The 20,180-nt window shown below is 63.4% G+C and carries 21 protein-coding genes and 1 tRNA gene; 11 read left to right on the top strand and 11 right to left on the bottom strand.

The window, feature by feature from the left end:
- Positions 1–49: 49 nt before the first annotated feature.
- On the bottom strand, positions 50–1,024 hold the full coding sequence (locus tag AC1DX6_RS03495; RefSeq protein ID WP_477311247.1) for a complex I NDUFA9 subunit family protein: 975 nt from the start codon (positions 1,022–1,024) through the stop codon (positions 50–52).
- A gap of 207 nt (positions 1,025–1,231) precedes the next feature.
- The gene (locus AC1DX6_RS03500) at positions 1,232–1,513 is read right to left on the bottom strand and encodes a hypothetical protein (protein ID WP_477311249.1); all 282 of its coding nucleotides are present in this window, start codon (positions 1,511–1,513) and stop codon (positions 1,232–1,234) included.
- A gap of 320 nt (positions 1,514–1,833) precedes the next feature.
- On the opposite strand from AC1DX6_RS03500, the gene AC1DX6_RS03505 reads away from it, so the two are divergent.
- A complete protein-coding gene (locus AC1DX6_RS03505) occupies positions 1,834–2,109 on the top strand; it encodes a hypothetical protein (protein WP_477311251.1) in 276 nt (91 codons plus the stop codon).
- A 57-nt stretch (positions 2,110–2,166) separates the two neighbouring features.
- Here the strand turns inward: AC1DX6_RS03505 and AC1DX6_RS03510 are convergent, their stop codons facing one another.
- The 5 genes from AC1DX6_RS03510 to AC1DX6_RS03530 all read right to left on the bottom strand — a co-directional run bounded on the left by AC1DX6_RS03510 (position 2,167) and on the right by AC1DX6_RS03530 (position 6,612).
- Complete coding sequence (locus AC1DX6_RS03510; protein WP_477311253.1) at positions 2,167–3,168, bottom strand: Ldh family oxidoreductase; 1,002 nt, start codon at positions 3,166–3,168, stop codon at positions 2,167–2,169.
- Positions 3,169–3,284: 116 nt separating this feature from the next.
- Positions 3,285–4,094 carry an ABC transporter permease gene (locus tag AC1DX6_RS03515; RefSeq protein ID WP_477311255.1) on the bottom strand — a complete coding sequence of 270 codons (810 nt, stop codon included), beginning with the start codon at positions 4,092–4,094 and terminating at the stop codon, positions 3,285–3,287.
- The gene (locus tag AC1DX6_RS03520) at positions 4,094–4,759 is read right to left on the bottom strand and encodes an ABC transporter permease (RefSeq protein WP_477311891.1); all 666 of its coding nucleotides are present in this window, start codon (positions 4,757–4,759) and stop codon (positions 4,094–4,096) included. Before AC1DX6_RS03520 ends, AC1DX6_RS03515 begins: the two co-directional genes overlap by 1 nt.
- Before the next feature lie 193 nt (positions 4,760–4,952).
- Positions 4,953–5,747: a transporter substrate-binding domain-containing protein gene (locus tag AC1DX6_RS03525; protein WP_477311257.1), complete on the bottom strand. Its 795-nt coding sequence runs from the start codon at positions 5,745–5,747 to the stop codon at positions 4,953–4,955.
- Positions 5,748–5,799: 52 nt separating this feature from the next.
- Positions 5,800–6,612, bottom strand: coding sequence for an ABC transporter ATP-binding protein (locus tag AC1DX6_RS03530; protein WP_477311892.1), 813 nt, complete (start codon positions 6,610–6,612; stop codon positions 5,800–5,802).
- A gap of 219 nt (positions 6,613–6,831) precedes the next feature.
- Between AC1DX6_RS03530 and AC1DX6_RS03535 the strand changes: the two genes are divergently transcribed.
- From AC1DX6_RS03535 to AC1DX6_RS03550, 4 genes are all read left to right on the top strand, one after another.
- Entirely contained in the window at positions 6,832–7,680 is an 849-nt protein-coding gene (locus AC1DX6_RS03535) for a dimethylarginine dimethylaminohydrolase family protein (RefSeq protein ID WP_477311893.1), read from the top strand.
- On the top strand, positions 7,677–9,257 hold the full coding sequence (locus AC1DX6_RS03540; protein WP_477311259.1) for a 5-guanidino-2-oxopentanoate decarboxylase: 1,581 nt from the start codon (positions 7,677–7,679) through the stop codon (positions 9,255–9,257). The genes AC1DX6_RS03535 and AC1DX6_RS03540 overlap by 4 nt, the downstream gene beginning before the upstream one ends.
- A gap of 164 nt (positions 9,258–9,421) precedes the next feature.
- The gene (locus AC1DX6_RS03545) at positions 9,422–10,219 is read left to right on the top strand and encodes a capsular polysaccharide synthesis protein (RefSeq protein ID WP_477311261.1); all 798 of its coding nucleotides are present in this window, start codon (positions 9,422–9,424) and stop codon (positions 10,217–10,219) included.
- Between the two features lie 120 nt (positions 10,220–10,339).
- Positions 10,340–11,047 (top strand): SDR family NAD(P)-dependent oxidoreductase, encoded by a 708-nt coding sequence (locus AC1DX6_RS03550; protein WP_477311263.1) that lies wholly within the window; start codon positions 10,340–10,342, stop codon positions 11,045–11,047.
- Positions 11,048–11,146: 99 nt separating this feature from the next.
- Here the strand turns inward: AC1DX6_RS03550 and rpsA are convergent, their stop codons facing one another.
- The 3 genes from rpsA to aroA form a co-directional block, all read right to left on the bottom strand.
- A complete protein-coding gene (gene rpsA / locus AC1DX6_RS03555) occupies positions 11,147–12,844 on the bottom strand; it encodes a 30S ribosomal protein S1 (RefSeq protein ID WP_127259581.1) in 1,698 nt (565 codons plus the stop codon).
- 205 nt (positions 12,845–13,049) lie between these two features.
- The gene (gene cmk / locus AC1DX6_RS03560) at positions 13,050–13,700 is read right to left on the bottom strand and encodes a (d)CMP kinase (protein ID WP_477311265.1); all 651 of its coding nucleotides are present in this window, start codon (positions 13,698–13,700) and stop codon (positions 13,050–13,052) included.
- A gap of 245 nt (positions 13,701–13,945) precedes the next feature.
- Positions 13,946–15,304, bottom strand: coding sequence for a 3-phosphoshikimate 1-carboxyvinyltransferase (gene aroA / locus AC1DX6_RS03565; RefSeq protein ID WP_477311266.1), 1,359 nt, complete (start codon positions 15,302–15,304; stop codon positions 13,946–13,948).
- Positions 15,305–15,498: 194 nt separating this feature from the next.
- Between aroA and AC1DX6_RS03570 the strand changes: the two genes are divergently transcribed.
- Together AC1DX6_RS03570 and AC1DX6_RS03575 are read left to right on the top strand one after the other, a co-directional pair.
- Entirely contained in the window at positions 15,499–15,888 is a 390-nt protein-coding gene (locus AC1DX6_RS03570) for a TIGR02300 family protein (protein ID WP_477311268.1), read from the top strand.
- 172 nt (positions 15,889–16,060) lie between these two features.
- Positions 16,061–16,136, top strand: a tRNA-Ala gene (locus tag AC1DX6_RS03575).
- 141 nt (positions 16,137–16,277) lie between these two features.
- Here AC1DX6_RS03575 and AC1DX6_RS03580 read toward each other — a convergent pair.
- Positions 16,278–16,481: a hypothetical protein gene (locus AC1DX6_RS03580; protein WP_477311916.1), complete on the bottom strand. Its 204-nt coding sequence runs from the start codon at positions 16,479–16,481 to the stop codon at positions 16,278–16,280.
- Between AC1DX6_RS03580 and AC1DX6_RS03585 the strand changes: the two genes are divergently transcribed.
- The 4 genes from AC1DX6_RS03585 to AC1DX6_RS03600 all read left to right on the top strand — a co-directional run bounded on the left by AC1DX6_RS03585 (position 16,426) and on the right by AC1DX6_RS03600 (position 20,175).
- Positions 16,426–16,911: a hypothetical protein gene (locus AC1DX6_RS03585; RefSeq protein ID WP_477311270.1), complete on the top strand. Its 486-nt coding sequence runs from the start codon at positions 16,426–16,428 to the stop codon at positions 16,909–16,911. The two genes, AC1DX6_RS03580 and AC1DX6_RS03585, sit on opposite strands and share 56 nt — an antisense overlap.
- A 193-nt stretch (positions 16,912–17,104) precedes the next feature.
- The gene (locus AC1DX6_RS03590; protein ID WP_477311272.1) at positions 17,105–18,544 is read left to right on the top strand and encodes an aldehyde dehydrogenase family protein; all 1,440 of its coding nucleotides are present in this window, start codon (positions 17,105–17,107) and stop codon (positions 18,542–18,544) included.
- 41 nt (positions 18,545–18,585) lie between these two features.
- Entirely contained in the window at positions 18,586–19,164 is a 579-nt protein-coding gene (locus tag AC1DX6_RS03595) for a DUF1349 domain-containing protein (RefSeq protein ID WP_477311274.1), read from the top strand.
- An 18-nt stretch (positions 19,165–19,182) separates the two neighbouring features.
- Complete coding sequence (locus AC1DX6_RS03600; RefSeq protein WP_477311276.1) at positions 19,183–20,175, top strand: glycosyltransferase family 10 fucosyltransferase; 993 nt, start codon at positions 19,183–19,185, stop codon at positions 20,173–20,175.
- The last annotated feature ends 5 nt before the right edge of the window (positions 20,176–20,180 follow it).

The raw sequence follows: 20,180 nt of genomic DNA on the forward strand, positions 1-20,180 counted from the left end.
GCCGGCCTTCTTGACCTGAATCTCAACACACCTTCAGGCGGATACTGAATTAAGCCGCAGGCCGGCGCTGGAACTGGCCGGCGGCACGAAAACGCCAGAGATAGCTCGGCAGGATCGTTCCGATCGACTGCGGCTGGATGCCGAGCCCGGTCAGCGTCCTGTTGTCCTTGGCGGCCGCATCCGAGACGATGTTGTGTTCGCGCAGCTGCATCACCTGGTCCTTGGTTAGCAGCGGATTGGGCAACAGGCCGAGGATCGACGCCTGAAGGTTGGCCACCCACCACGGCACCGGCACCAGCAGCCGCTTGCGTTCGATCACGGTGAGCAGCTCTTCCATGCACTGCTTGAAGGTCAGCACCTGCGGTCCGCCGAGCTCGTAGATCTGGCCACCCTTGACCTTGCCTTCGACCGAGCGTGCCACCGCTTCGGCGACATCACCGACATAGACCGGCTGGAACTTCGTCCCACCGCCGCCGATCAGCGGCAGCACCGGCGAATAGCGCGCCATGTTGGCGAAGCGGTTGAAGAAGCCATCCTCCGGTCCGAAATTGATCGACGGCCGCAAGATGACGGCATTCGCGACCGTCTCCAGAACCGCCTTTTCGCCTAGCGCCTTGGTGCGTGCATAGTGCGATTGCGAATGCAAATCCGCACCCAGCGCCGAGATGTGTGTGAGCCCTGCGCCGACCGAGCGCGCGGCTTCGGCGATGGCGCGGGCGCCGAACTCATGCACGGCGCCGAATTTCTGCCGGCCGCCCTCATGCAGGATGGCGACCAGGTTGACGACATGGTCGGCGCCTTGCACGGCGCGGTCGACCGACCAGCGCATGCGCACATTGGCCTGCACCGGCTGGATCTGGCCGACATTGCCGAGCGGCTGCAGATGTCCAGCGAGATCGGGCCGGCGGCAGGCGACCCGGATGCGGTAGCCGCGCTTGGCCAGCGCCCGCACGACGTGGCGGCCGACAAAGCCTGAGCCACCGAAGACGACGACGAGCTTGGGGGTCTGCAGGATTTCGGTCATGGCTGGCTCCGGCGCTCGAAAGCTTGGCTGAAGCCGTTTCTTAATCCGTTTCGCGTCAAAGGCAAAGAGCGACCAGAGGTCGCCGGCAGCCTGGCTTGGAGCATTCCTTCCCGAGGACCTGCAAAATGCAGAAAACCCCGCCGAAGCGGGGTTTTCCGGATGACTCCATATGGTGTCAGGGGCCGACGGGCCTGACCTGAGACGGTATCAGGAGGGCGTGAAGCAAGTACGCCCACCCCAACCCTGAACATCCGACATGGTGCCACCGACCTGCTTGCAAGCCGCGATGAAGTCGGCGCTGCAATTGGCGAATTTGGCGTGGCCGTTCTTGCAATAGTGATCCTCGGTGGCGCCGCCGCTTGGCGCGGTGATGATGCCTGGCGCCGACGGCTTGACCGGTGCGCTCTTCAGCGTTGCGGCCTGGGTGGCGCCCATGAAGGAGCCGAGCAGAAGGACAGCGGTCAGGATGGTGGTCTTGGTGTTGGTCACGATGATTTCCTTTGATTGTGAGTGGGTTTCCGAGGCGCGAAGGGATGCACCCTTCACGGCAAGCAGGATCTCGATATCTTGTTGTTCCCCTCGGTGATCGGGCGAGCTCACCTCGCCCTGGACAAGGATGGGTCGCCGCTACCCGCGGAAAGGTTCAAGCGCTATGCGCAAAAATCTACGCCGCCTTGCCGCGGGGCTCGGCTGGTCCTGCCGATCGAAATCAGTCAGCCATGGAAGCGGGCCAAGCCGGTGCCCTCGGAACTTTTGTCCGGCTGGCGATTTTGGATGTATGGTGTGATTCCGAATGGAGGATATTGCCGATGACGACCAAACGCGTTGCGACCTTCGCTCTCGCTTTCGCAATAGGCAGCAGCGTTTGTGCCTCGGCATTCGCGGGCGAACGGCATCACCACCCAAAACCTCAACCTGAACGCTACGTTCCCGCCGATGGCGATATCATCGACATCCTGTTCGGCGGCCCGCGCTACTATGATCAGCAGTTGTTCACGACGGCGGCTGGAGCGTGCTCCTACGACAGGGTAGGACCGGATGCGAATGCGTTGAACAAGATCAACGATCACCACTGCGGCAAATAGGGTCGCGCGGCCGGATGGGCAGACGTCAACCGATCATCCGGTAAATGGGTTTCTTCTTCAGGCGGAATAGCGCTCGGCGAATTCGGAAATACGCTGGATCACCGCCTTGGGGGCCGTGATGCCTCGCGCCTGTGCCTTCTCCGCCGCTTCGGCCCGCGCACGGCCGGGCACGTGCACGCCATAGCGCCGGCGCAGCCGGTCGAGCTGGTCCTTCATGCGCTGTTCGAAGTTCGGGTCGAGCAGCTTGGGCTCGACGGCAAGCACGAACAGGCCGGTTCCGGGGCTGTCCGGTCCACCGCTGAACCACGGCGCGTCGAGCGACCAGTTGGCGCCCGACAGGCCGGCTGCCAGCACCTCGACCATCAGCGCGATGTTGGCCCCGCGCTGGCCGCCGAAGGCCAGCATGGCGCCTTTCATGGCGGCCGCCGGATCGGTGGTTGGATTGCCGCTGACGTCCAGCGCCCATCCCTCGGGAATTTTCTTGCCGTCCTCGGCCGCCTTGCGGATGTTGACGAAGGCGGTGGCGCTCGACGACTGGTCGATGACCAGCGGCGCCCCGTCGGCGGCGGGAGCGGCAAAGGACATCGGGTTGGTGCAGTAGACCGGCTTGATCGAACCCGAGCCGGCAAGCACGGCCGGTCCGTTGGTCGCGGCGAAGGACACCATCCCCAGTGCCGCCAGCCGCCCGGTGAAATAGCCGAGCGCGCCGCACGTATAGGCGTTCTTCTGCGAAAAGATGGCGACGCCGAACAGTTTTGCCGCCTTGGCGAGGTCGTCGATGGTGCGATCGAAGCCGGTATGCGCCAGGCCGCCGCGCGCATCGGAAAGATAGACCGCCAGCGCCGGCCGGGTGATCACCGGGTCGGCTTTGCCATCGATGCGGCCGGCTTCCAGCGCCTCGAGATAATCGATGAAATGCGACAGCCCGACCGTAGACAGCCCTTCCGCCTCGGCTGATATGATCGAGGCAGTGAGCGATTGCGCCGCTTCCTCATTGGCGCCGGCGCCGAGCGCTGCCATCCGGCACAGTCCTTTTGCCTGGTCGAGACTGAGTTGCATCGCAATGAGTTCCTAACTGAGTAGCGAATAGGGAATGGCGAATAGGGAAATGGCAAGCCGTCGGCGATCGCCCGTCCCCGGGGCCCCGATTACTACTCGCTATTGGCTATTCGCTTCTACCCAATTTTGTTGGGGATCCGCGCTTCGATCCTGCTGAAGGCGAAGACGAGGATGCCGGTGATCGTCATGTAGATCAGCGCCAGCAGCAGCAAGGGTTCGTAGGTCAGGTAGGTATCCTGCCGCACCTTGGACGAGACGGCGAAAATGTCGATGACGCTGATTGTCGCCACCAGCGGCGTCGACTTCAATTGCAGCACGGTTTCGCCGGTCAGCGTCGGCAGCGCCCGGTAGATGGCTTGCGGCAGCCAGATGCGGCGGAAAGTCTTCCAGCGGCTCATGCCGAAGGCACGGGCCGCTTCCAGCTGGCCTTTCGGCACGCCGGCAAAGGCGCCGCGCATCACTTCGCCTTCGTAGCCGGCGAAAGACAAGGTCAGCGCCAGCACGCCATAGGGCCAGGCTTGCCTGAGATACGGCCACATCCAGGACTCGCGAATCCACGGATATTGCGGAAACAGCGAGCCCAGTCCGTAGTAGAGCAGCCACAGCTGGATCAGCAGCGGCGTGCCCCTGATGACGGTGCAGAAGGCTTTGGCGGGTGCCGCGAACCAGAAGGAGCCGGCGGCCTGCGCCAGCCCGAGCGGCACGGCGAGCAGGAAGCCCAATGTGCAAGTGACGGCCAGGATCCACAGCGCGCGCCAGATGCCGAGCAATCCCATTTCGTAATATTGCGGCAGCCAGTCCCAGCGCATGAAGAAAGCGGAGCCTAAGACCAGCGCCAGCGCGATCAGGATCAGCACGATGCGGTGCGGCTGCAGCCACAGCGAAGTCCGTGCTGCCACGTTGATGATCGTCGCTTCACCGGCCATCAACGCCCCTCCTTGACCGAAGGCATGCCGCGCCGCGACCAGGTCTCGATCCGGCCGATGAAAAAGTTGGAGACAAGCGACAACAGCAGATAGAGCGCACCAGCGGCGACGTAGAACATGAAATAGGCTTTGGTGACGCCTGCCGCCTGCCGCGTTTCCAGCGCCAGCTCGTTGAAGCCGACGACCGCCAGCAGCGCGGTATCCTTGGTGCAGATCAGCCACAGATTGGCTAGGCCAGGTATGGCAAAAGGCAGCATCGCCGGCAGCGTGATGCGCCGCAGCAGCAGGCCAGGAGACATGCCATAGGCGCGGGCAGCTTCAATTTGCCCCTGCGGAATGGCCAGGATCGCGCCGCGTATGACCTCGGTCGAATAGGCGCCTTGCACGAAGCCGAGCACGAAGATGCCGGCCGCCAGGCCGCTGATGTCGACACGCTGGTAGCCCATCGCCGTCAGCATCTGATTTATCAGGTCGGTGCCGGCATAATAGAGCAGCAGGATCAGCACCAGTTCCGGCACGGCGCGAACGACGGTCGTATAGACGGCCATCAGATCGCGCACCACCGGGCCGCCATAGAGCTTGCCATAGGCGCCGCCGGTGCCGATCAGCAAGCCAAGTGAGGTGGCGCCGAGCCCTATCTCGACAGTGTGGAGCAGCCCACGCAGAAGATTGCCGCCCCAGCCAGGCGGGTAGGGCGAGAGAAGCTCGATGATGCCGGCCGCCGAGGCCGAAAGAAATGCGTCGATCAGCGTCGCCCCCGAATGGCTGGCTCAACCGCTGGCGACACCCGCCAGCGGAAAGCTTTCTTCGATGACCATACGGCGTGCCGTATGGTCATTCGCTCAAGCGCAGGGGCCGTCAGTTCGACTGCGCGTCGCTGCCATAGATGTCGAAATCGAAATATTTCTTCGAGATCTCTTCATACTTGCCGTTGGCGCGGATGGCCTTGATGCCGGCGTTGATCTTGTCCTTCAACTCGGTGTCTTCCTTGCGGATGCCGGCGCCGACGCCTGGTCCAAGAACCTCGAGATCCTGCTCGACCATGCCTTTCAGATCGCAGCACGCCTTGCCCTGGTCGGATTTCAGGAACTCGCCAAGCGCGATCGAGTCGGCCTGCACCGCGTCGAGACGGCCGGCGGCAAGATCCTGGTTGGCCTCGTCCTGCGTCTGATATTCCTTGATTTCGGCGGCGCCGGTGAAGTGCTTCTTGGCGTAGACGGCATGCACCGTCGACACCTGCACACCGATGACCTTGCCCTTGAGGTCGTCAGGCGTGGCGCCGAACTTCTGGTCCTTCGGCCCGATGATGGCGGTCGGCGTGTTGTAATATTTGTCGGAGAAGCTGATCGTCTTCTCGCGCTCGGCGGTGATCGACATCGAGCTGGCGATGATGTCGATCTTCTTGGTCGTCAGCGCCGGGATGATGCCGTCCCAGGCCACGGGGGTGATGACGCAGTCGAGCTTCTCTTCGGCGCAGACGGCGTCGATGAACTCGATTTCCCAGCCAACCCATTTGCCGGAAGCGTCCGGCGAGGTGAAGGGCGGATAGGGCTCGGCGGCGACGCCGATCTTGACCGGATCGGCCTTGGCCACGCCCATTGCGGCGACGCCGACCAGAAGCGCTGCGGCAAATGTCTTCAGAACGGTCTTCATTTGGTAAACTCCCAGTTTGTTGTTGGTTCCCCGGTCTTTCGTCCGCCTCGGCTTAGCCGATGTTGCGGATGAATTGTTTGAGCCTTTCGGATCTCGGGGCGCCGAAGATCTGCTCCGGCGGCCCTTCTTCCTCGACCAGCCCGTTGTAGAGATAGACGACATGCGTCGCGACCTCGCGGGCGAATTTCATTTCGTGCGTGACCAGCACCATGGTGCGGCCTTCGCGCGCCAGATCGCCGATCACCCTCAGCACCTCGCCGACCAGTTCTGGGTCGAGTGCCGAGGTCGGCTCGTCGAACAGCATGACGCGCGGGTTGATGGCGAGCGCCCGGGCGATCGCCGCGCGCTGCTGCTGGCCGCCTGAGAGATAGGCCGGGTAGACGTCACGCTTTTCGGCCAGACCGACGCGGGCCAGCAGTTTTTCGGCTTCGTTGATTGCCAGATCGCGCTTCACGCCCAGCACGTGCACCGGAACCTCGATGACGTTCTCGATCAGCGTCATGTGGCTCCACAGATTGAAATTCTGGAACACCATGCCGAGCTTGGAGCGGATGCGTTCGATCTGCTTGCGGTCGGCCGGAATGGTGTGGCCGTGGCTGTCTGCCTTCAGCCGGATTTCCTCGCCATTGACGCGGATGATGCCGCTGGTCGGGTTTTCCAGGCAGTTGATGCAGCGCAAAAGCGTCGACTTGCCGGAGCCGCTGCCGCCGATGATGGCGATCACCTCGCCGTCGCGCGCCGACAGCGAAACGCCCTTCAGCACATGCAGTTGGCCGAATTTCTTGTGCAGGTTCTCGACATGGATGGCTTCTGCGGCGCCGTCCTGCGCGGTGTGTTTCAGTGCGGATGCAGCACCCTGCGCCATCATCTTGCCGGCGCTCCGCGGAGTGGCCGGATTCGTCGCTGCTCGATTTTTTTACCCATTACCCGTCACTGGACAGAGTTCCCGATATCAAGATGGACCGTTCCGCTTGCCTCCGTCAACCATGGTTTTTGGACCATTGATCACGGCTGGCTGAGTGGCTATTGGCAGGAAGGGGAATTTCAGGAGAGTTTAGTGGGCAAAGCTTACGGGTCACAGTCCATGGCCGGGACGCTGCAGCGCGTGCTGATGCGTTCCGCCGCCAGTGCCATGCGCCACGCCAAGGCGTCGCAGTGGCACTATGGTCCGGGTTTTGATCCGCACAAGGCTGCCGCCCAGCATCAGGTGCTGACGAGGCTGGTCGCGGCATCGGGCGCCGAGATCGAATGGCTGACCGATGCCGATGACGGGCTTGCCGATTCCGTTTTCACCCACGATCCATCGCTAATGACCGATCACGGCGCCATCATTCTGGCCATGGGCAAGGCCTTGCGCCGGCCCGAACCCGGCCTGCACGAAGCCGCCTACATCAGGATGGGCGTGCCCGTCCTCGGCCGCATCGATCCTCCCGGCCAGGTCGAAGGCGGCGATTGCGTCTGGGTGGATGCCAACACGCTGGCCGTCGGCCGCGGCGTACGCACCAACCAGGACGGTATCCAGCAGCTCTCGAACCTGCTCTCGCCCAAAGGTATCCAGGTTTTTGGCTTCGACCTGCCGCTGTGGCACGGTGAGGAAGCCTGCCTGCATCTGATGTCGGTGATCAGCCCGCTCGCCGACGATCTGGCGCTGGTCTACGCGCCGCTTCTGCCCGCCGCCTTCTACCAGATGCTGAACGCGCGCGGCATCAAGCTGGTCCAAGGGGACGCCGGCGAGTTCCACGCCTCCAACGGACTCAGCCTCAATGTGCTGCCGACTGCGCCACGCCAGGTGATCGCCGTTGCCGGTTTTCCCAAGACCGCGGCAGCCATGCAGGCCGCCGGCTGCACGGTCACGACCTTCGAGGCGGATGCGCTTTGCATCGCCTGCGAGGGCGGCCCAACCTGCCTCACGCGCCCGGTGCTCAGACAATGACGACTGTCGGCGAAGCGCTCATTTCCCTGCTCGAGGCCCATGGCGTCGACACCGTCTTCGGCATTCCCGGCGTGCACACGGTGGAGCTCTATCGCGGACTGGCGCGGTCGAACATCCGCCACGTCACCCCGCGCCACGAGCAGGGCGCCGGCTTCATGGCCGACGGCTATGCGCGGGCCAGCGGTAGACCGGGCGTTGCCTTCGTCATCACCGGACCGGGGCTGACCAACACCATCACGGCCATGGGCCAGGCGCGCGCCGATTCGGTGCCGATGCTGGTGATCTCGGGCGTCAACGCGACGCCGACACTGGGCAAGGGGCTCGGCCATCTGCACGAACTGCCCGACCAGCGCGGCATGATGGAGAAGGTGGCGCTGTTTTCGCAGCGGGTCACCGATGCCGGTGAATTGCCCGGTGCGCTCGCCCGTGCCTTCGCGCTGTTTTCGTCCGCGCGCCCCGGCCCGGTTCATATCGAGATCCCGACCGATGTCATGGTCAAGCCGGCCGACGGTCTCGTCGCGTTGCTGAGCAATGCAGCGTCACCCACGCCAGATAGTGCTGCCATTGCCAAGGCGGCAAAACTTGTCGCGGCTGCGCGCCGCCCGCTGATCCTGGCCGGCGGTGGCGCCAAAGGGGCCGAGGCGCCGCTGCAGCGCCTGGCCGAATTGCTCGGCGCGCCGGTCGTCCAGACGGCCAATGCCCGCGGTCTGTTGCATCGCCATCCATTGTGCGTGCCGGCCAGCCCCAGCCTGAAGGCGGTGCGGGCGTTGATGGCAGATGCCGATCTGGTGATAGCCGCCGGCACCGAGTTCGGCCCGACCGACTATGACGGATACAGCGACGGCGGCTTTGTCCTGCCGCCAAATCTCATCCGCATCGACATCGGCGCCGACCAGCTTGCCCGCCGGCCGGCGACGGTTTCGATCCAGGCCGATTGCAGTGCCGCTCTCGAAGCGCTGCTTGCCGAAATCGGCGCGGCCCCGGCAGGGACCGGCGACGGTGCGGCCCGCGCCGCGGCCACGCGGCAAGCGGCGTTTGCCGAACTCAGCCCGACGCTGCAGGCGCAGACGCACGCCGTCGAGGCGATCCGCGATGCGCTGCCGGGCGCCATCATCGTCGGCGATTCCACACAGCCGATCTACGCCGCCAACCTCTATTACGACCATGACCGCCCGGGCGGCTGGTTCAACGCCGCCACCGGTTTTGGCGCGCTCGGCTATGGGCCGCCGGCGGCGATCGGGGCTGCCCTTGCCATGCCCGGTGTCCCCGTCGTCTGTCTCACCGGCGACGGTGGTTTTCAGTTCACCTTGCCGGAACTGGGTGTAGCACTCGATGCGGCGGCGCCGGTGATTTTTGTCGTCTGGAACAATCGCGGCTACCGCGAGATCGAAACCTCGATGCTCGACGTCGGCGTCGAGCCTGTCGGTGTGTCGCCGGCGCCGCCGGATTTCTGCAAGCTGGCCGAAGCCTATGGCATTGCCGCCGAGCGGCTTGCCGACATCAATGGCCTGGCGGTCGCCCTCAAGCGCGCGCGGGCAACCGGAAAACCGCAAATGATAGAAATCACCGTGGATTGAGCCCTGTGACAGGGGAGGGCGATGACCGGCCGGCGCGTTCGTTTTTCAGCGAACCGAGGCCGATCCACGATCCGCTGACAATTCCGTATCTAGCCGCGCCGCGCTGGGTGGCGTCCTCACGCGCCTTGCCCTGGCCGTTGCGAAAGCGTGCCGCAAAGTTTTGCATGAGCTACGCGCGAAAGCGGGACTGGCGTTCGCGTCATATCGCCGTCGACCATTCGCAGTGGTGTTCCACCAGCCAGCCGACCGGCGGCTTGGGCCCGATATGGCAATATTGGGCGCAAGGCGTCGACGCGGCGCCACCGGTGGTCAAAGCATGCCTGCGCTCCGTGGAGCGTCACCAGGGCGACCGCGAACTCGTCGTGCTCGACGACGGGACCATCGAAAACCATATCGACCTGCCCGGCCATGTCTGGGACAAGCGCCGACGAGAGCTGATGAACAGCCAGCACTTTTCCAACTTCATTCGCCTGAGCCTGCTTCACCGGCATGGCGGGACATGGCTCGACGCCACGATCCTGTTGCGGCAGCCCATTCCCGCCGAAATCGAGTGTGAGGATTTCTACATCCTGCGCGAGACCAATCGCCCCGCCCGGCTTGTGGAAACCTGGTTCATTCACGCCCGCAAGGGACATCCGCTGGTCGAGACCGTGCTGCACGGCCTGGCGGATTACTGGAAAACCTACGACACGCTTCATCACTATTTTATGTTCCCGTACCATTTCGAGGCTTCGCTTCTCCTGCACCGTCAGCTTCGGCATGATTTCCTGCGCATGCCCCAGGTCGGCGCGGACCGACCGCACGAGCTGCAATGGCTGCTCTTTGAGCCTTTCGACGACATCGCCCACCGCGCCGTCTTCGATCGCTTCTGGCTGCACAAACTGACCCACAGAGCCGAGCGCCCGGCGTCCAGTAAGCATCTGCTTTGGGACGCGATCGTCGGCGGCTGGCCGACGACCTGAAGCGATGCAAAGACGCGACCCTGCCATGTCGATATTTCAGTTGAGCAATCGTGCTAAAGGCGCGACGTTTGCCGCCGGCGCGGCATGAGCATGAAGAAATAATGACAGGAGCGGTCGAAGATGACGCAAACACTTGATGGCAAGCATATCGTGGTGACCGGCGGCACCGGGGCGCTCGGCGGCGCGGTTGTCGGCAAGCTGCTGGGTGAGGGCGCCATCTGCCATGTGCCCAATGCCCATGCCGCAGCACCATCGCACTTCCCCTTCGCCGCCGATGATCGCGTCCGGCTGGTGCACAATGTCGATCTCTCGGACCCCGCCAAGGTCGAGGCGTTTTACAGCCAGGTTCCGGGTCTGTGGGGATCCATCCATCTGGCCGGCGGCTTTACCGCAGCACCGGTGGAGAAGATCGAGTCGGCGTCCTTTGCCGAGATGATGGACACCAATGCCCGCACCGCTTTCCTGTGCTGTCGCGCGGCGGTGCGCTCGATGCTCGCGTCAGGCACGGCGGGCCGCATCGTCAACATCGCCGCGCGGGCGGCATTGGAACCGCGTAAGGGCGCTGGCTCGGTGGCCTACGCCGCCAGCAAGGCAGCGGTGGCAGCGATGACGGTGGCGATGGCCGAGGAACTGAAGCACAAGGGCATCCTGGTCAATGCAGTTGCGCCATCCACCCTCGACACGCCGGCCAACCGCGCCGACATGCCGGATGCCGACTTCACCAAATGGGTCAGCCTTGAAGCGGCCGCCGAGGCCATCGCCTATCTCGCCTCGCCGGCCAATCTGGCGATGAGCGGCACGCTGGTGCCGCTTTACGGCAGGGCCTGAACTTAGAAACATAGTTCAAAGAAAAACCCCGCCGGATCGCTCCGGCGGGGTTTTTCATTTTCAAATGACGGCCGCGCGACGAGCGCGGCGTCGTTGGTCTTAGCTGCCCTGCTTCTTCAGCGCGGCACCCAGGATGTCGCCCAGCGAAGCGCCGGAGTCGGTCGAGCCGTACTGTGCGACTGCTTCCTTCTCTTCGGCGATTTCCAGCGCCTTGATCGAGACCTGCAGCTTGCGGGTCTTCTTGTCGAAGGCGATGACGCGGGCGTCCAGCTTCTGGCCGACCGAGAAGCGCTCGGGGCGCTGCTCGTCACGGTCACGGCTGAGGTCGTTGCGCTTGATGAAGGTCTCGATGCCGCTGTCGACCAGTCGCACTTCCAGACCGCCATCCTTGATGCCGGTGACTTCACAGGTGACGACCGCGTTCTTGCGCAGTTCGCCTGAAGTCGCCGCTTCGCCGACCGTATCCTTGGCCAGCTGCTTGATGCCGAGCGAGATGCGCTCCTTGTCGATGTCGACGTCGAGCACCTGCGCCTTGACCATGTCGCCGCGATTGTACTCTTCGATCACCTGCTCGCCCGGACGGGTCCAGTCGAGGTCGGAGAGATGGACCATGCCATCGACGTCGCCTTCGAGGCCGATGAACAGGCCGAACTCGGTCTTGTTCTTGACCTCGCCCTCGACCTGGCTGCCGACCGGATGGCTCGAGGCGAAAGCCTGCCACGGATTCTCCAGCGTCTGCTTGAGGCCGAGCGAGATGCGGCGCTTGGCCGGATCGACCTCGAGCACCACCACGTCGACTTCCTGCGTCGTCGACAGGATCTTGCCGGGGTGCACGTTCTTCTTGGTCCACGACATTTCCGAAACGTGGATGAGGCCCTCGATGCCCGGCTCCAACTCGACGAACGCGCCGTAGTCGGTGATGTTGGTGACGGTACCCTTGATCTTCTTGCCGATCGGGAACTTGGTGCCGATCTCGGACCACGGATCGCTCTCGAGCTGCTTCATGCCGAGCGAGATACGGTGGGTTTCCTGGTTGATGCGGATGATCTGCACCTTGACCGTCTGGCCGATGTTGAGGATTTCGGTCGGATGGTTGACGCGGCGCCAGGCCATGTCGGTGACATGCAGCAGGCCGTCGATGCCGCCGAGGTCGACGAACGCACCGTAATCGGTGATGTTCTTGACGACGCCTTCGACAACCTGGCCTTCTTCGAGGTTCTGCACGATTTCCGAACGCTGTTCGGCGCGGCTCTCTTCGAGCACGGTGCGGCGCGACACCACGATGTTGCCGCGGCGGCGATCCATCTTGAGGATCTCGAAGGGCTGCGGGTTGTGCATCAGCGGCGAGACGTCGCGGATCGGGCGGATATCGACCTGGCTGCGCGGCAGGAAGGCCACGGCGCCGTCGAGGTCGACGGTGAAGCCGCCCTTAACCTGGTTGAAGATGACGCCTTCGACGCGCTCACCCTTGGTGAACTTCTCTTCGAGACGGACCCAGCTCTCTTCGCGGCGGGCCTTTTCACGCGATAGCATCGCTTCGCCAAGCGCGTTCTCGATGCGCTCGACATAGACTTCGACCGTGTCGCCGACCTTGAGGGTGGTGTCCTTGCCCTTGACGCCGAATTCCTTCAGCGGCACGCGGCCTTCGACCTTGAGGCCGACATCGATGATCGCCATGTCTTTTTCAATGGCGGTGATGATGCCCTTGACGACCTGGCCCTCGCCGGAATGGCCGGCGGTAAATGATTCTTCGAGCAGGCTCGCGAAATCGTCGCGAGTGGGATTTGCAGCTGACATAGTTTCTCCTGGAGTGCCCCGCATCTGTCGCGGGACGGGCGCCGTGGGTTAGCGTTGCGTTAGCCTGCCGGCGTTCCGGGCAAAAAGCCCTTGGCCGCTTTCTAAGCGGCAATTCCGGCGCATGAAGAATGCTGGCAGGCTGGTTCGTGCCCGATATGGGTATCTTTTTCGCCGCCGGCAATCGGCAGCGCGAGGGAAACCCGGCTCAGGCTTTGTCTCTCTTGGCCAAAACGTCGTCGATGATCGCTCTCGCCGCCAGAAACGCGGCTTCTATAGCCATTTCGCTGGTATCAAGCAAGTGCGCGTCGGCGGCGGGCTTCAAGGGCGAGTCGGCGCGGCCCATGTCGCGCTCGTCGCGGCGCACGATGTCGGCAAGGATTTCAGCGAAATTGGCGGTGCCGCCAATGCTTTCGATCTCGGCCAGCCGCCGCTGCGCCCGCACTTCGGCGCTCGCCGTCACATAGAGCTTGATGTCGGCATCGGGGCAGACGACGGTACCGATGTCGCGGCCGTCGAGCACCGCGCCCGGCGGCGTTTTGGCGAAGTCGCGCTGCTTTTCGACCAAGATGCGCCGCACCGTTGGAAACACCGCGACCTTAGAGGCGGCCTCGCCGACCGCATGCGCCGACAGCACGGCACGGTCGAGCTTTGCCAGATCGACCTGGCGCGCTGCCGTTTCGGCCGCCGAGACATTGTCCAGCGGCAGCGCGTGCTGGAGTAGCGCATAGGCCACAGCTCGATAGGTGAGGCCGGTGTCGAGCAGGTTCAGCCGGTAGTGGTCGGCAAGACGACGGGCAAGGGTGCCTTTGCCGGCGCCGGCAGGGCCGTCGATGGCGATGGTGAAGGTGTGTGTCATTGGCGGACCAACGAAAAGTGCAGGCGCCGCGATCCTTCGCGCCCCCCTCTGTCCTGCCGGACATCTCCCCCACGAGGGGGGAGATTGGCCGTCATTGCAGCCTTCGCCAATTGTCCACGTTGCAGGATTGCGAGGAGCGCCAAAGCTGCCAATCTCCCCCCTTGTGGGGGAGATGTCCGGCAGGACAGAGGGGGGCGCTGTCCCTCCGGCGTTCCAGTCTGGCCCCTATTGTTTGCCATCAACTGTCACTCAATCTCCGCGCCGAGCCCCTTCATCAGCCCCATGAACTCCGGAAAACTCGTCGCAATCATCGCCTGATCGTCGATGGTCACCGGCTTTTCCGTCGCCAGCCCCATGACGAGAAAACTCATGGCGATGCGGTGGTCGAGATGCGTCTGCACGGTCGTGTCCGGCCCGTTAGGGTGTCTGCCCAATCCCTTGCCGCCCGGCCTGCCGCGCACGGCAAGGGTCGCCTCACCCTCGGTGCAGTCGACGCCATTGAGCTTCAGCCCGTTGGCGACCGCCGACAAACGGTCGGATTCCTTCACCCGCAGCTCTTCCAGCCCCTGCATCAGCGTCTCGCCTTCGGCGAAGCTGGCGGCGACGGCAAGCACCGGGTATTCGTCGATCATCGTCGGCGCCCGCTCCGGCGGCACGGTGACGCCCCTCAGCTCGGAATAGCGCACGCGCAAGTCGGCGACGTCCTCGCCGCCTTCATTGCGCGGGTTGAGAATGTCGATCCTGCCGCCCATTTCCTGCAGTGTCAGCAAAAGCCCGGTCCGGGTCGGGTTCATCAGCACGTTTTCAATGGTGATGTCGGAGCCCGGCACGATCAGTGCCGCCACCAGCGGGAAGCCGGCCGAAGACGGATCGCCCGGCACCGCGATGGTCTGTCCCGTAAGCTTGCCCTGGCCCTCGATGAAGATGTGGCGCACGCCGCGCTCGTCGGTCTCGACCGACAGGTTGGCGCCAAAACCCTTGAGCATCTTTTCAGTGTGATCGCGCGTCATCACTGGTTCGATGACGGTGGTGATGCCGGGCGTGTTCAGCCCGGCCAGCAGCACCGCGGACTTCACCTGCGCCGAGGCCATCGGCACCCGGTAGGTGATGGGGGCGGCGTGCTTGGGGCCGCGCAGCGTGATCGGCATGCGGTCGCCGGGGGTCGCCTTCAGAACCTGCACGCCCATCTGGCGCAAGGGTTCGAGCACGCGGCCCATCGGCCGGCCGGACAAAGAGGCGTCGCCAATGAAGGTGGTTTCCATGTCGTAAGTGCCGACCAGGCCCATGGTGAGACGCGAGCCGGTGCCGGCATTGCCGAAATCGAGCGGGCCTTCCGGTTGCAGCAGCGCGCCATTGCCGGTGCCGCGGATGACCCACTCAGCGCCATGCTTCTCGATATGGGCGCCCATTGCCTTCATGGCGGCACCCGTGCGCATCACATCCTCGCCCTCCAGCAGCCCGGTGATGCGGGTTTCGCCGGAGGCGAGACCACCGAACATGAAGGAGCGGTGCGAGATCGACTTGTCGCCGGGCACGCGCGCCGCGCCGGAAAGGGCTGATGATTTGCGGGCGGTGGCCGGCTTGGCAGCGGCGGCGTGAGACATGGAATTTCCCTGGACGGAATGCCGGCATGCCGGCGCTTTTCATTTGTTGCGGCGGTCTCGTATCACGGCGAGCGCAAATGGTCATCCCCTCGCGCGAGGCCTTTCAGTGCTTGGTTTTGTGACGCCGGCTTTTCGCTTTGACAGCGCGGTAAACAGTGGTTAAGGGGACCACTCTTTTATCTACGAGGCTTGCCGTGGCAAAATCCGAACTTGGCTCAAAACGCGTCGACCCCGAGACGGGCCGAAAATTCTATGACCTGAACAAGGACCCGATCGTCTCGCCCTATACCGGCAAGAGCTATCCGCGCTCCTATTTCGAGGAAGGCAAGATCGCCGCCATCGAAGAGGAAGAGGAAGTCGCCGAGAAGGAAGTCGATGCCGAGGAGGAAGAGGGCGTCGAGATCGTTCCGCTTGAAGAGGCGGACGACGACGTCAAGGGCGACGATCTTCCCGATCTTGGCGACGACGAAGACGAGGTCGACCTCGGCGACGACGAGGATGACACTTTCCTTGCCGACGAAGAGGAAGAAGACGACGATGTCGCCGACATGATCGGCGTTGGCGACGACGACGACGAAGTCTGATCCGCCTTCTGATGCAAGCACTTGCCTGCTTTTGTGGGCTGTGACGAAAAAGCGGTTCTTGCAGGCTTGATATTCAGGGAAGGCGGGGTTAGAAGCCGCCTGCACTAACGGCGCGGTCTCAACCCGCGCCGGATCTCTTCGCCGGAAACGGCACCGGCGGACTGCCGGAAGTGGGGCCATAGCTCAGTTGGGAGAGCGCTTGAATGGCATTCAAGAGGTCGTCGGTTCGATTCCGATTGGCTCCACCAAATTTCTCTAGCATTGCAGTGGTTTAGGCTTCGCGGCCTGCCACCCCCCGCCGCGGAGGCGGGCTGGCGGTTGCCGACGGCGCCGGCTTCCTGACCGCTGGCAAATGGTGGGTCGTCGTCTTCAATTCCGCGGCAATCGTTTCATTGGTCATGGCGACCAACCTCATCGCCCAGGGCATGGGCGCCTTTGAGAATGTCGAGAGGTAGCCAAGGTCGCTCTTTTCCAGAGCGGGCGACGCTGTCGTGGGCTAAAAACGTCCTTGTTTGATTCGCCTCGGCAGGGAACGACATGAGCAAGGCCCTCACTTCATTCGCATTGGTTGCCGTGCTGACGGCTTTGCTCATGGCGCTGAGCCTGGCTGTCGCCAGGCATGGCTACCCATACGGCGTGATCGGCGTGAAACGCCTGGACGGCATTGCCGACGCCGGGTCGTTTATCCCGCTCGCCGCCGTCTATTTTTTCAGCGCCATGCTGATGATGATCCTGCCCATTCGAGCCGCCGGTGTCGTCCTGACCAATGCCGCGGACGTGATCTTCTGGGCGACGATCGCCCTGTTCGCGACCATTGTCGGCTGCCTTGTCACCAGATGGGCTTTCGGTCAGAGCGGTGCCCTGTGGGCACTCCTGAACTGGCGGTTCCTGTTCGTCGCCGCCATCGTCGGCTGCCATTTCATCATGAATGAGCTGCGGCGCAATGTCCTGCTCAGAAGCCTGTTCTTTGTTGTCTTTGCTGTCGCGACGCTGGCCTGCCTGTTCTGGTCTTTTGCGGGCTGACGGGAACCGATCTCGTTTTGACCTTCCAGCCGGAGTGACACGCAGGCTTTCGCCGGCGCGCGTCATCGGCTATCGAGATTTGAAACGTCATCACACTATCGCTATTTGTCTGATAAATGACTTGGGCGACAGATGACTGGGTGATAGATGACCCCGGCAGACGGCGCCACCAGCGAACCTACAAGGAAAGACCATGACCCTGTTTCGTAAAAATCTGATCGACGGCGAGTGGGTGGGCGAGGCCGGCTCGCGCAACATCAACCCTTCGAACACAGGCGACGTGGTTGGCGAATATGCCTCGGCCGGCGCCGAACAGGCCCTGCAAGCCATTGCCGCGGCGAAAGCCGCCTTTCCCGCCTGGTCGCGCTCGGCGCCGCTGGTGCGCCATGCGGTGCTGAAGAAGGCGTCGGACGAGATCATGGCGCGCAAGGATGAAATCGGCCGGTCATTGGCGCGCGAGGAAGGCAAGACGCTGGTCGAGGGCATCGGCGAGACCATTCGCGCCGCCCAGCTGTTCGATTTCTTCGCCGGCGAGACGCTGCGGCTGGCGGGCGAACTGGTCCCCAGCGTGCGGCCGGGCGTCGGGGTCGAGATCACGCGCGAGGCCGTCGGCGTGGTCGGCATCATCACGCCGTGGAATTTCCCGATCGCCATTCCGGCCTGGAAGATTGCGCCGGCGCTCGCCTACGGCAACACCATCGTCTTCAAGCCGGCCGAACTGGTTCCGGAAAGCGCCTGGACCATCGTCGACATTCTGCACCGCGCCGGCCTGCCCAAGGGCGTTCTCAATCTTGTCATGGGCAAGGGCTCGGTGGTCGGCCAGGCAATGCTCGACAGCCCCGACCTCAACGCCATCACCTTCACCGGCTCGGTCGGCACGGGAAAACGCGTCGCCGCGGCAAGTGTCGAGCACATGCGCAAGTTCCAACTCGAAATGGGCGGCAAGAACCCGCTTGTCGTGCTCGACGATGCCGACCTTGCTGTCGCTGTCGACTGCGCCATCAACGGCGCTTATTTCTCGACCGGTCAGCGCTGTACGGCGTCGTCCCGCCTGGTGGTGACGGACGGCATCCACGACCGCTTCGTCGAGGCGCTGAAGGATCGCATGAGCAAGCTGGTCGTCGGCGATGCCTTGGATGCGAAAACCCAGATCGGCCCCGTCGTCGACGGCAGCCAGCTGAAGCAGGATGAAGACTACATCGCCATCGGCAGCAGGGAGGGCGGCACCCTTGCCTTCGGCGGCGAGCGGCTCGATCGCGAAACGCCCGGTTTCTATCTCCAGCCGACGCTGTTCACCGAAACCACCAACACTATGCGGATCTCGCGCGAAGAGATTTTCGGGCCGGTCGCCAACGTCATCCGCGTCAAGGATTATGACGAAGCGCTGGCGGTGGCCAATGACACGCCGTTCGGGCTGACCTCGGGCATCTGCACCTCGAGCCTCAAGCATGCCAACCACTTCAAGCGCAATTCGGAAGCTGGCATGGTGATGGTCAATCTGCCGACGGCGGGCGTCGATTTCCATGTTCCTTTCGGCGGCCGCAAGGGGTCGAGCTACGGCCCGCGCGAACAGGGTCGCTATGCGGTGGAATTCTACACCACGGTGAAGACCGCCTACACATTTGCCGGCTGATCAATCCGGCGGCAGGACGGACCAGGCAGGCAAGCAAACGGATGACATCATCTCACCATGCGGACCTGACCTGGCTCAATCCGCCGCCGCATCACGCTTTCGGCGACCATACGGTTCATGTGCGCACCGGCAAGGAAACTGACTTCTGGCGCGAAACCTTCTACGGCTTCCGGCGCGACAATGGCCACTTCCTCTATCGGCCGGTCGAGGGCGATTTCAGCGCCGAAGTCACGGTCAAGGGGCACTATGAGGTGCTCTACGACCAGGCCGGGCTGATGGTCCGGCTGAGCGAAACGCACTGGATCAAGGCCGGTATCGAGTACACCGACGGGCTGGCGTACTTTTCCGTCGTCGTCACCAACAATGCTTCCGACTGGTCGCTGGTCAGCATTGCGGCCGATCCGAACGGCGTCAGGATCCGCTTGACCCGCCATGCCGAGACCATCCGTGTCCAATATCTGGCCGACAGCCATTGGAAGCCGGTGCGGCTTGCCTATTTCCCGCCCTCGAAGTCGGTCGATGTCGGCATGATGTGCTGTTCGCCGCAACGCGAGGGCTTCGAGGTCACTTTCACGGATTTTTCGGTCGGACCGGCGATCCCCAGGGATCTTCACGACTGAGGAGGTCCAGAGACCCCGATGCCACCGAACGCTCCGCTGATCCTCTTCTACACGTCCGTGTTCGGCAAACCCGTCGATATCGCGGCGATCCCGCAATGCGCCTCGCCGGTGCGATGGACGACTGACCGCGCTCGCCTTCCCGAGGCGGCTGCGGTTGTCTTCCACCTTCCGGATGCGCGCGAAAGCGGCGATGCCCGCAAATATCCGGGTCAGTACTGGGTGGCGTGGTCGATGGAGAGCAACCGCAACTACCCTTGCATGACCGATCCCCAATTCATGAAGCACTTCGACATCACCATGACCTACGAATCCGGGTCGGATGTCTGGACCCCCTATCTTCCCGAGGCGGGCTGGTGGGAAGACGCGCGGAGGCGCGCAACGCCGTCGAAAACGGAAAGCGCTCCCGTTGCGCATTTCCAATCCTCGGCGATCGACCGCAGCGGCCGCGCTGCATTTGCGGCCGAGCTCGCCCGGCATATCGGCGTCGATTCCTATGGCCGGCATCGTCCCAACCGCTCGCTTGATGGCCCCGATCTTGGCCGGCAAACCAAGCTCGAAACCATTGCGCGCTATCGCTTCTGCCTCGCCCTGGAGAATTCCATCGCACCGGACTATGTAACCGAAAAAATCTTCGATCCGTTGCTTGCCGGCACGGTGCCGATTTATCTAGGATCTCCGAATGTCGCCGACTTCGTCCCCGCGGGTTCGTATATCGACGCGGCGACCTTCGGCAGCCCGGCGGATCTCGCTTCTTACCTGCGCCATCTCACGGAAACGCCGCAAGCCTATGAAGCCTATTTTGCCTGGCGCGCAAAGCCGTTGCCTGAGCCTCTCGCCTGCCGTCTGCAACAGCTTGAGACAGCGCCAAAGTGCCGCCTGGCCGCACTTGTGCATCAGCGTTTGCAGGATCGTTCTGGCCAGCCATCGGGCCGTTCATCGCTACCCTTCGGTCACGTCGCTTACGTGAAGGCCCGGCTGTATCGCTGGCGCAGAAATCGTCGACTGCGTTAGCTGCA

Source organism: Mesorhizobium sp. P2_C4 (assembly GCF_056404575.1).

Excerpts from the sequence above, each read along its gene's own strand:
- AC1DX6_RS03495 (WP_477311247.1), bottom strand. The coding sequence starts at position 1,024 with ATGACCGAAATCCTGCAGACCCCCAAGCTCGTCGTCGTCTTCGGTGGC.
- AC1DX6_RS03505 (WP_477311251.1), top strand. The coding sequence starts at position 1,834 with ATGACGACCAAACGCGTTGCGACCTTCGCTCTCGCTTTCGCAATAGGC.
- AC1DX6_RS03510 (WP_477311253.1), bottom strand. The coding sequence starts at position 3,168 with ATGCAACTCAGTCTCGACCAGGCAAAAGGACTGTGCCGGATGGCAGCG.
- AC1DX6_RS03515 (WP_477311255.1), bottom strand. The coding sequence starts at position 4,094 with ATGGCCGGTGAAGCGACGATCATCAACGTGGCAGCACGGACTTCGCTG.
- AC1DX6_RS03525 (WP_477311257.1), bottom strand. The coding sequence starts at position 5,747 with ATGAAGACCGTTCTGAAGACATTTGCCGCAGCGCTTCTGGTCGGCGTC.
- AC1DX6_RS03530 (WP_477311892.1), bottom strand. The coding sequence starts at position 6,612 with ATGGCGCAGGGTGCTGCATCCGCACTGAAACACACCGCGCAGGACGGC.
- AC1DX6_RS03535 (WP_477311893.1), top strand. The coding sequence starts at position 6,832 with ATGGCCGGGACGCTGCAGCGCGTGCTGATGCGTTCCGCCGCCAGTGCC.
- AC1DX6_RS03540 (WP_477311259.1), top strand. The coding sequence starts at position 7,677 with ATGACGACTGTCGGCGAAGCGCTCATTTCCCTGCTCGAGGCCCATGGC.
- AC1DX6_RS03545 (WP_477311261.1), top strand. The coding sequence starts at position 9,422 with ATGAGCTACGCGCGAAAGCGGGACTGGCGTTCGCGTCATATCGCCGTC.
- AC1DX6_RS03550 (WP_477311263.1), top strand. The coding sequence starts at position 10,340 with ATGACGCAAACACTTGATGGCAAGCATATCGTGGTGACCGGCGGCACC.
- rpsA (WP_127259581.1), bottom strand. The coding sequence starts at position 12,844 with ATGTCAGCTGCAAATCCCACTCGCGACGATTTCGCGAGCCTGCTCGAA.
- cmk (WP_477311265.1), bottom strand. The coding sequence starts at position 13,700 with ATGACACACACCTTCACCATCGCCATCGACGGCCCTGCCGGCGCCGGC.
- aroA (WP_477311266.1), bottom strand. The coding sequence starts at position 15,304 with ATGTCTCACGCCGCCGCTGCCAAGCCGGCCACCGCCCGCAAATCATCA.
- AC1DX6_RS03585 (WP_477311270.1), top strand. The coding sequence starts at position 16,426 with ATGAGCAAGGCCCTCACTTCATTCGCATTGGTTGCCGTGCTGACGGCT.
- AC1DX6_RS03580 (WP_477311916.1), bottom strand. The coding sequence starts at position 16,481 with ATGAGCAAAGCCGTCAGCACGGCAACCAATGCGAATGAAGTGAGGGCC.
- AC1DX6_RS03590 (WP_477311272.1), top strand. The coding sequence starts at position 17,105 with ATGACCCTGTTTCGTAAAAATCTGATCGACGGCGAGTGGGTGGGCGAG.
- AC1DX6_RS03595 (WP_477311274.1), top strand. The coding sequence starts at position 18,586 with ATGACATCATCTCACCATGCGGACCTGACCTGGCTCAATCCGCCGCCG.
- AC1DX6_RS03600 (WP_477311276.1), top strand. The coding sequence starts at position 19,183 with ATGCCACCGAACGCTCCGCTGATCCTCTTCTACACGTCCGTGTTCGGC.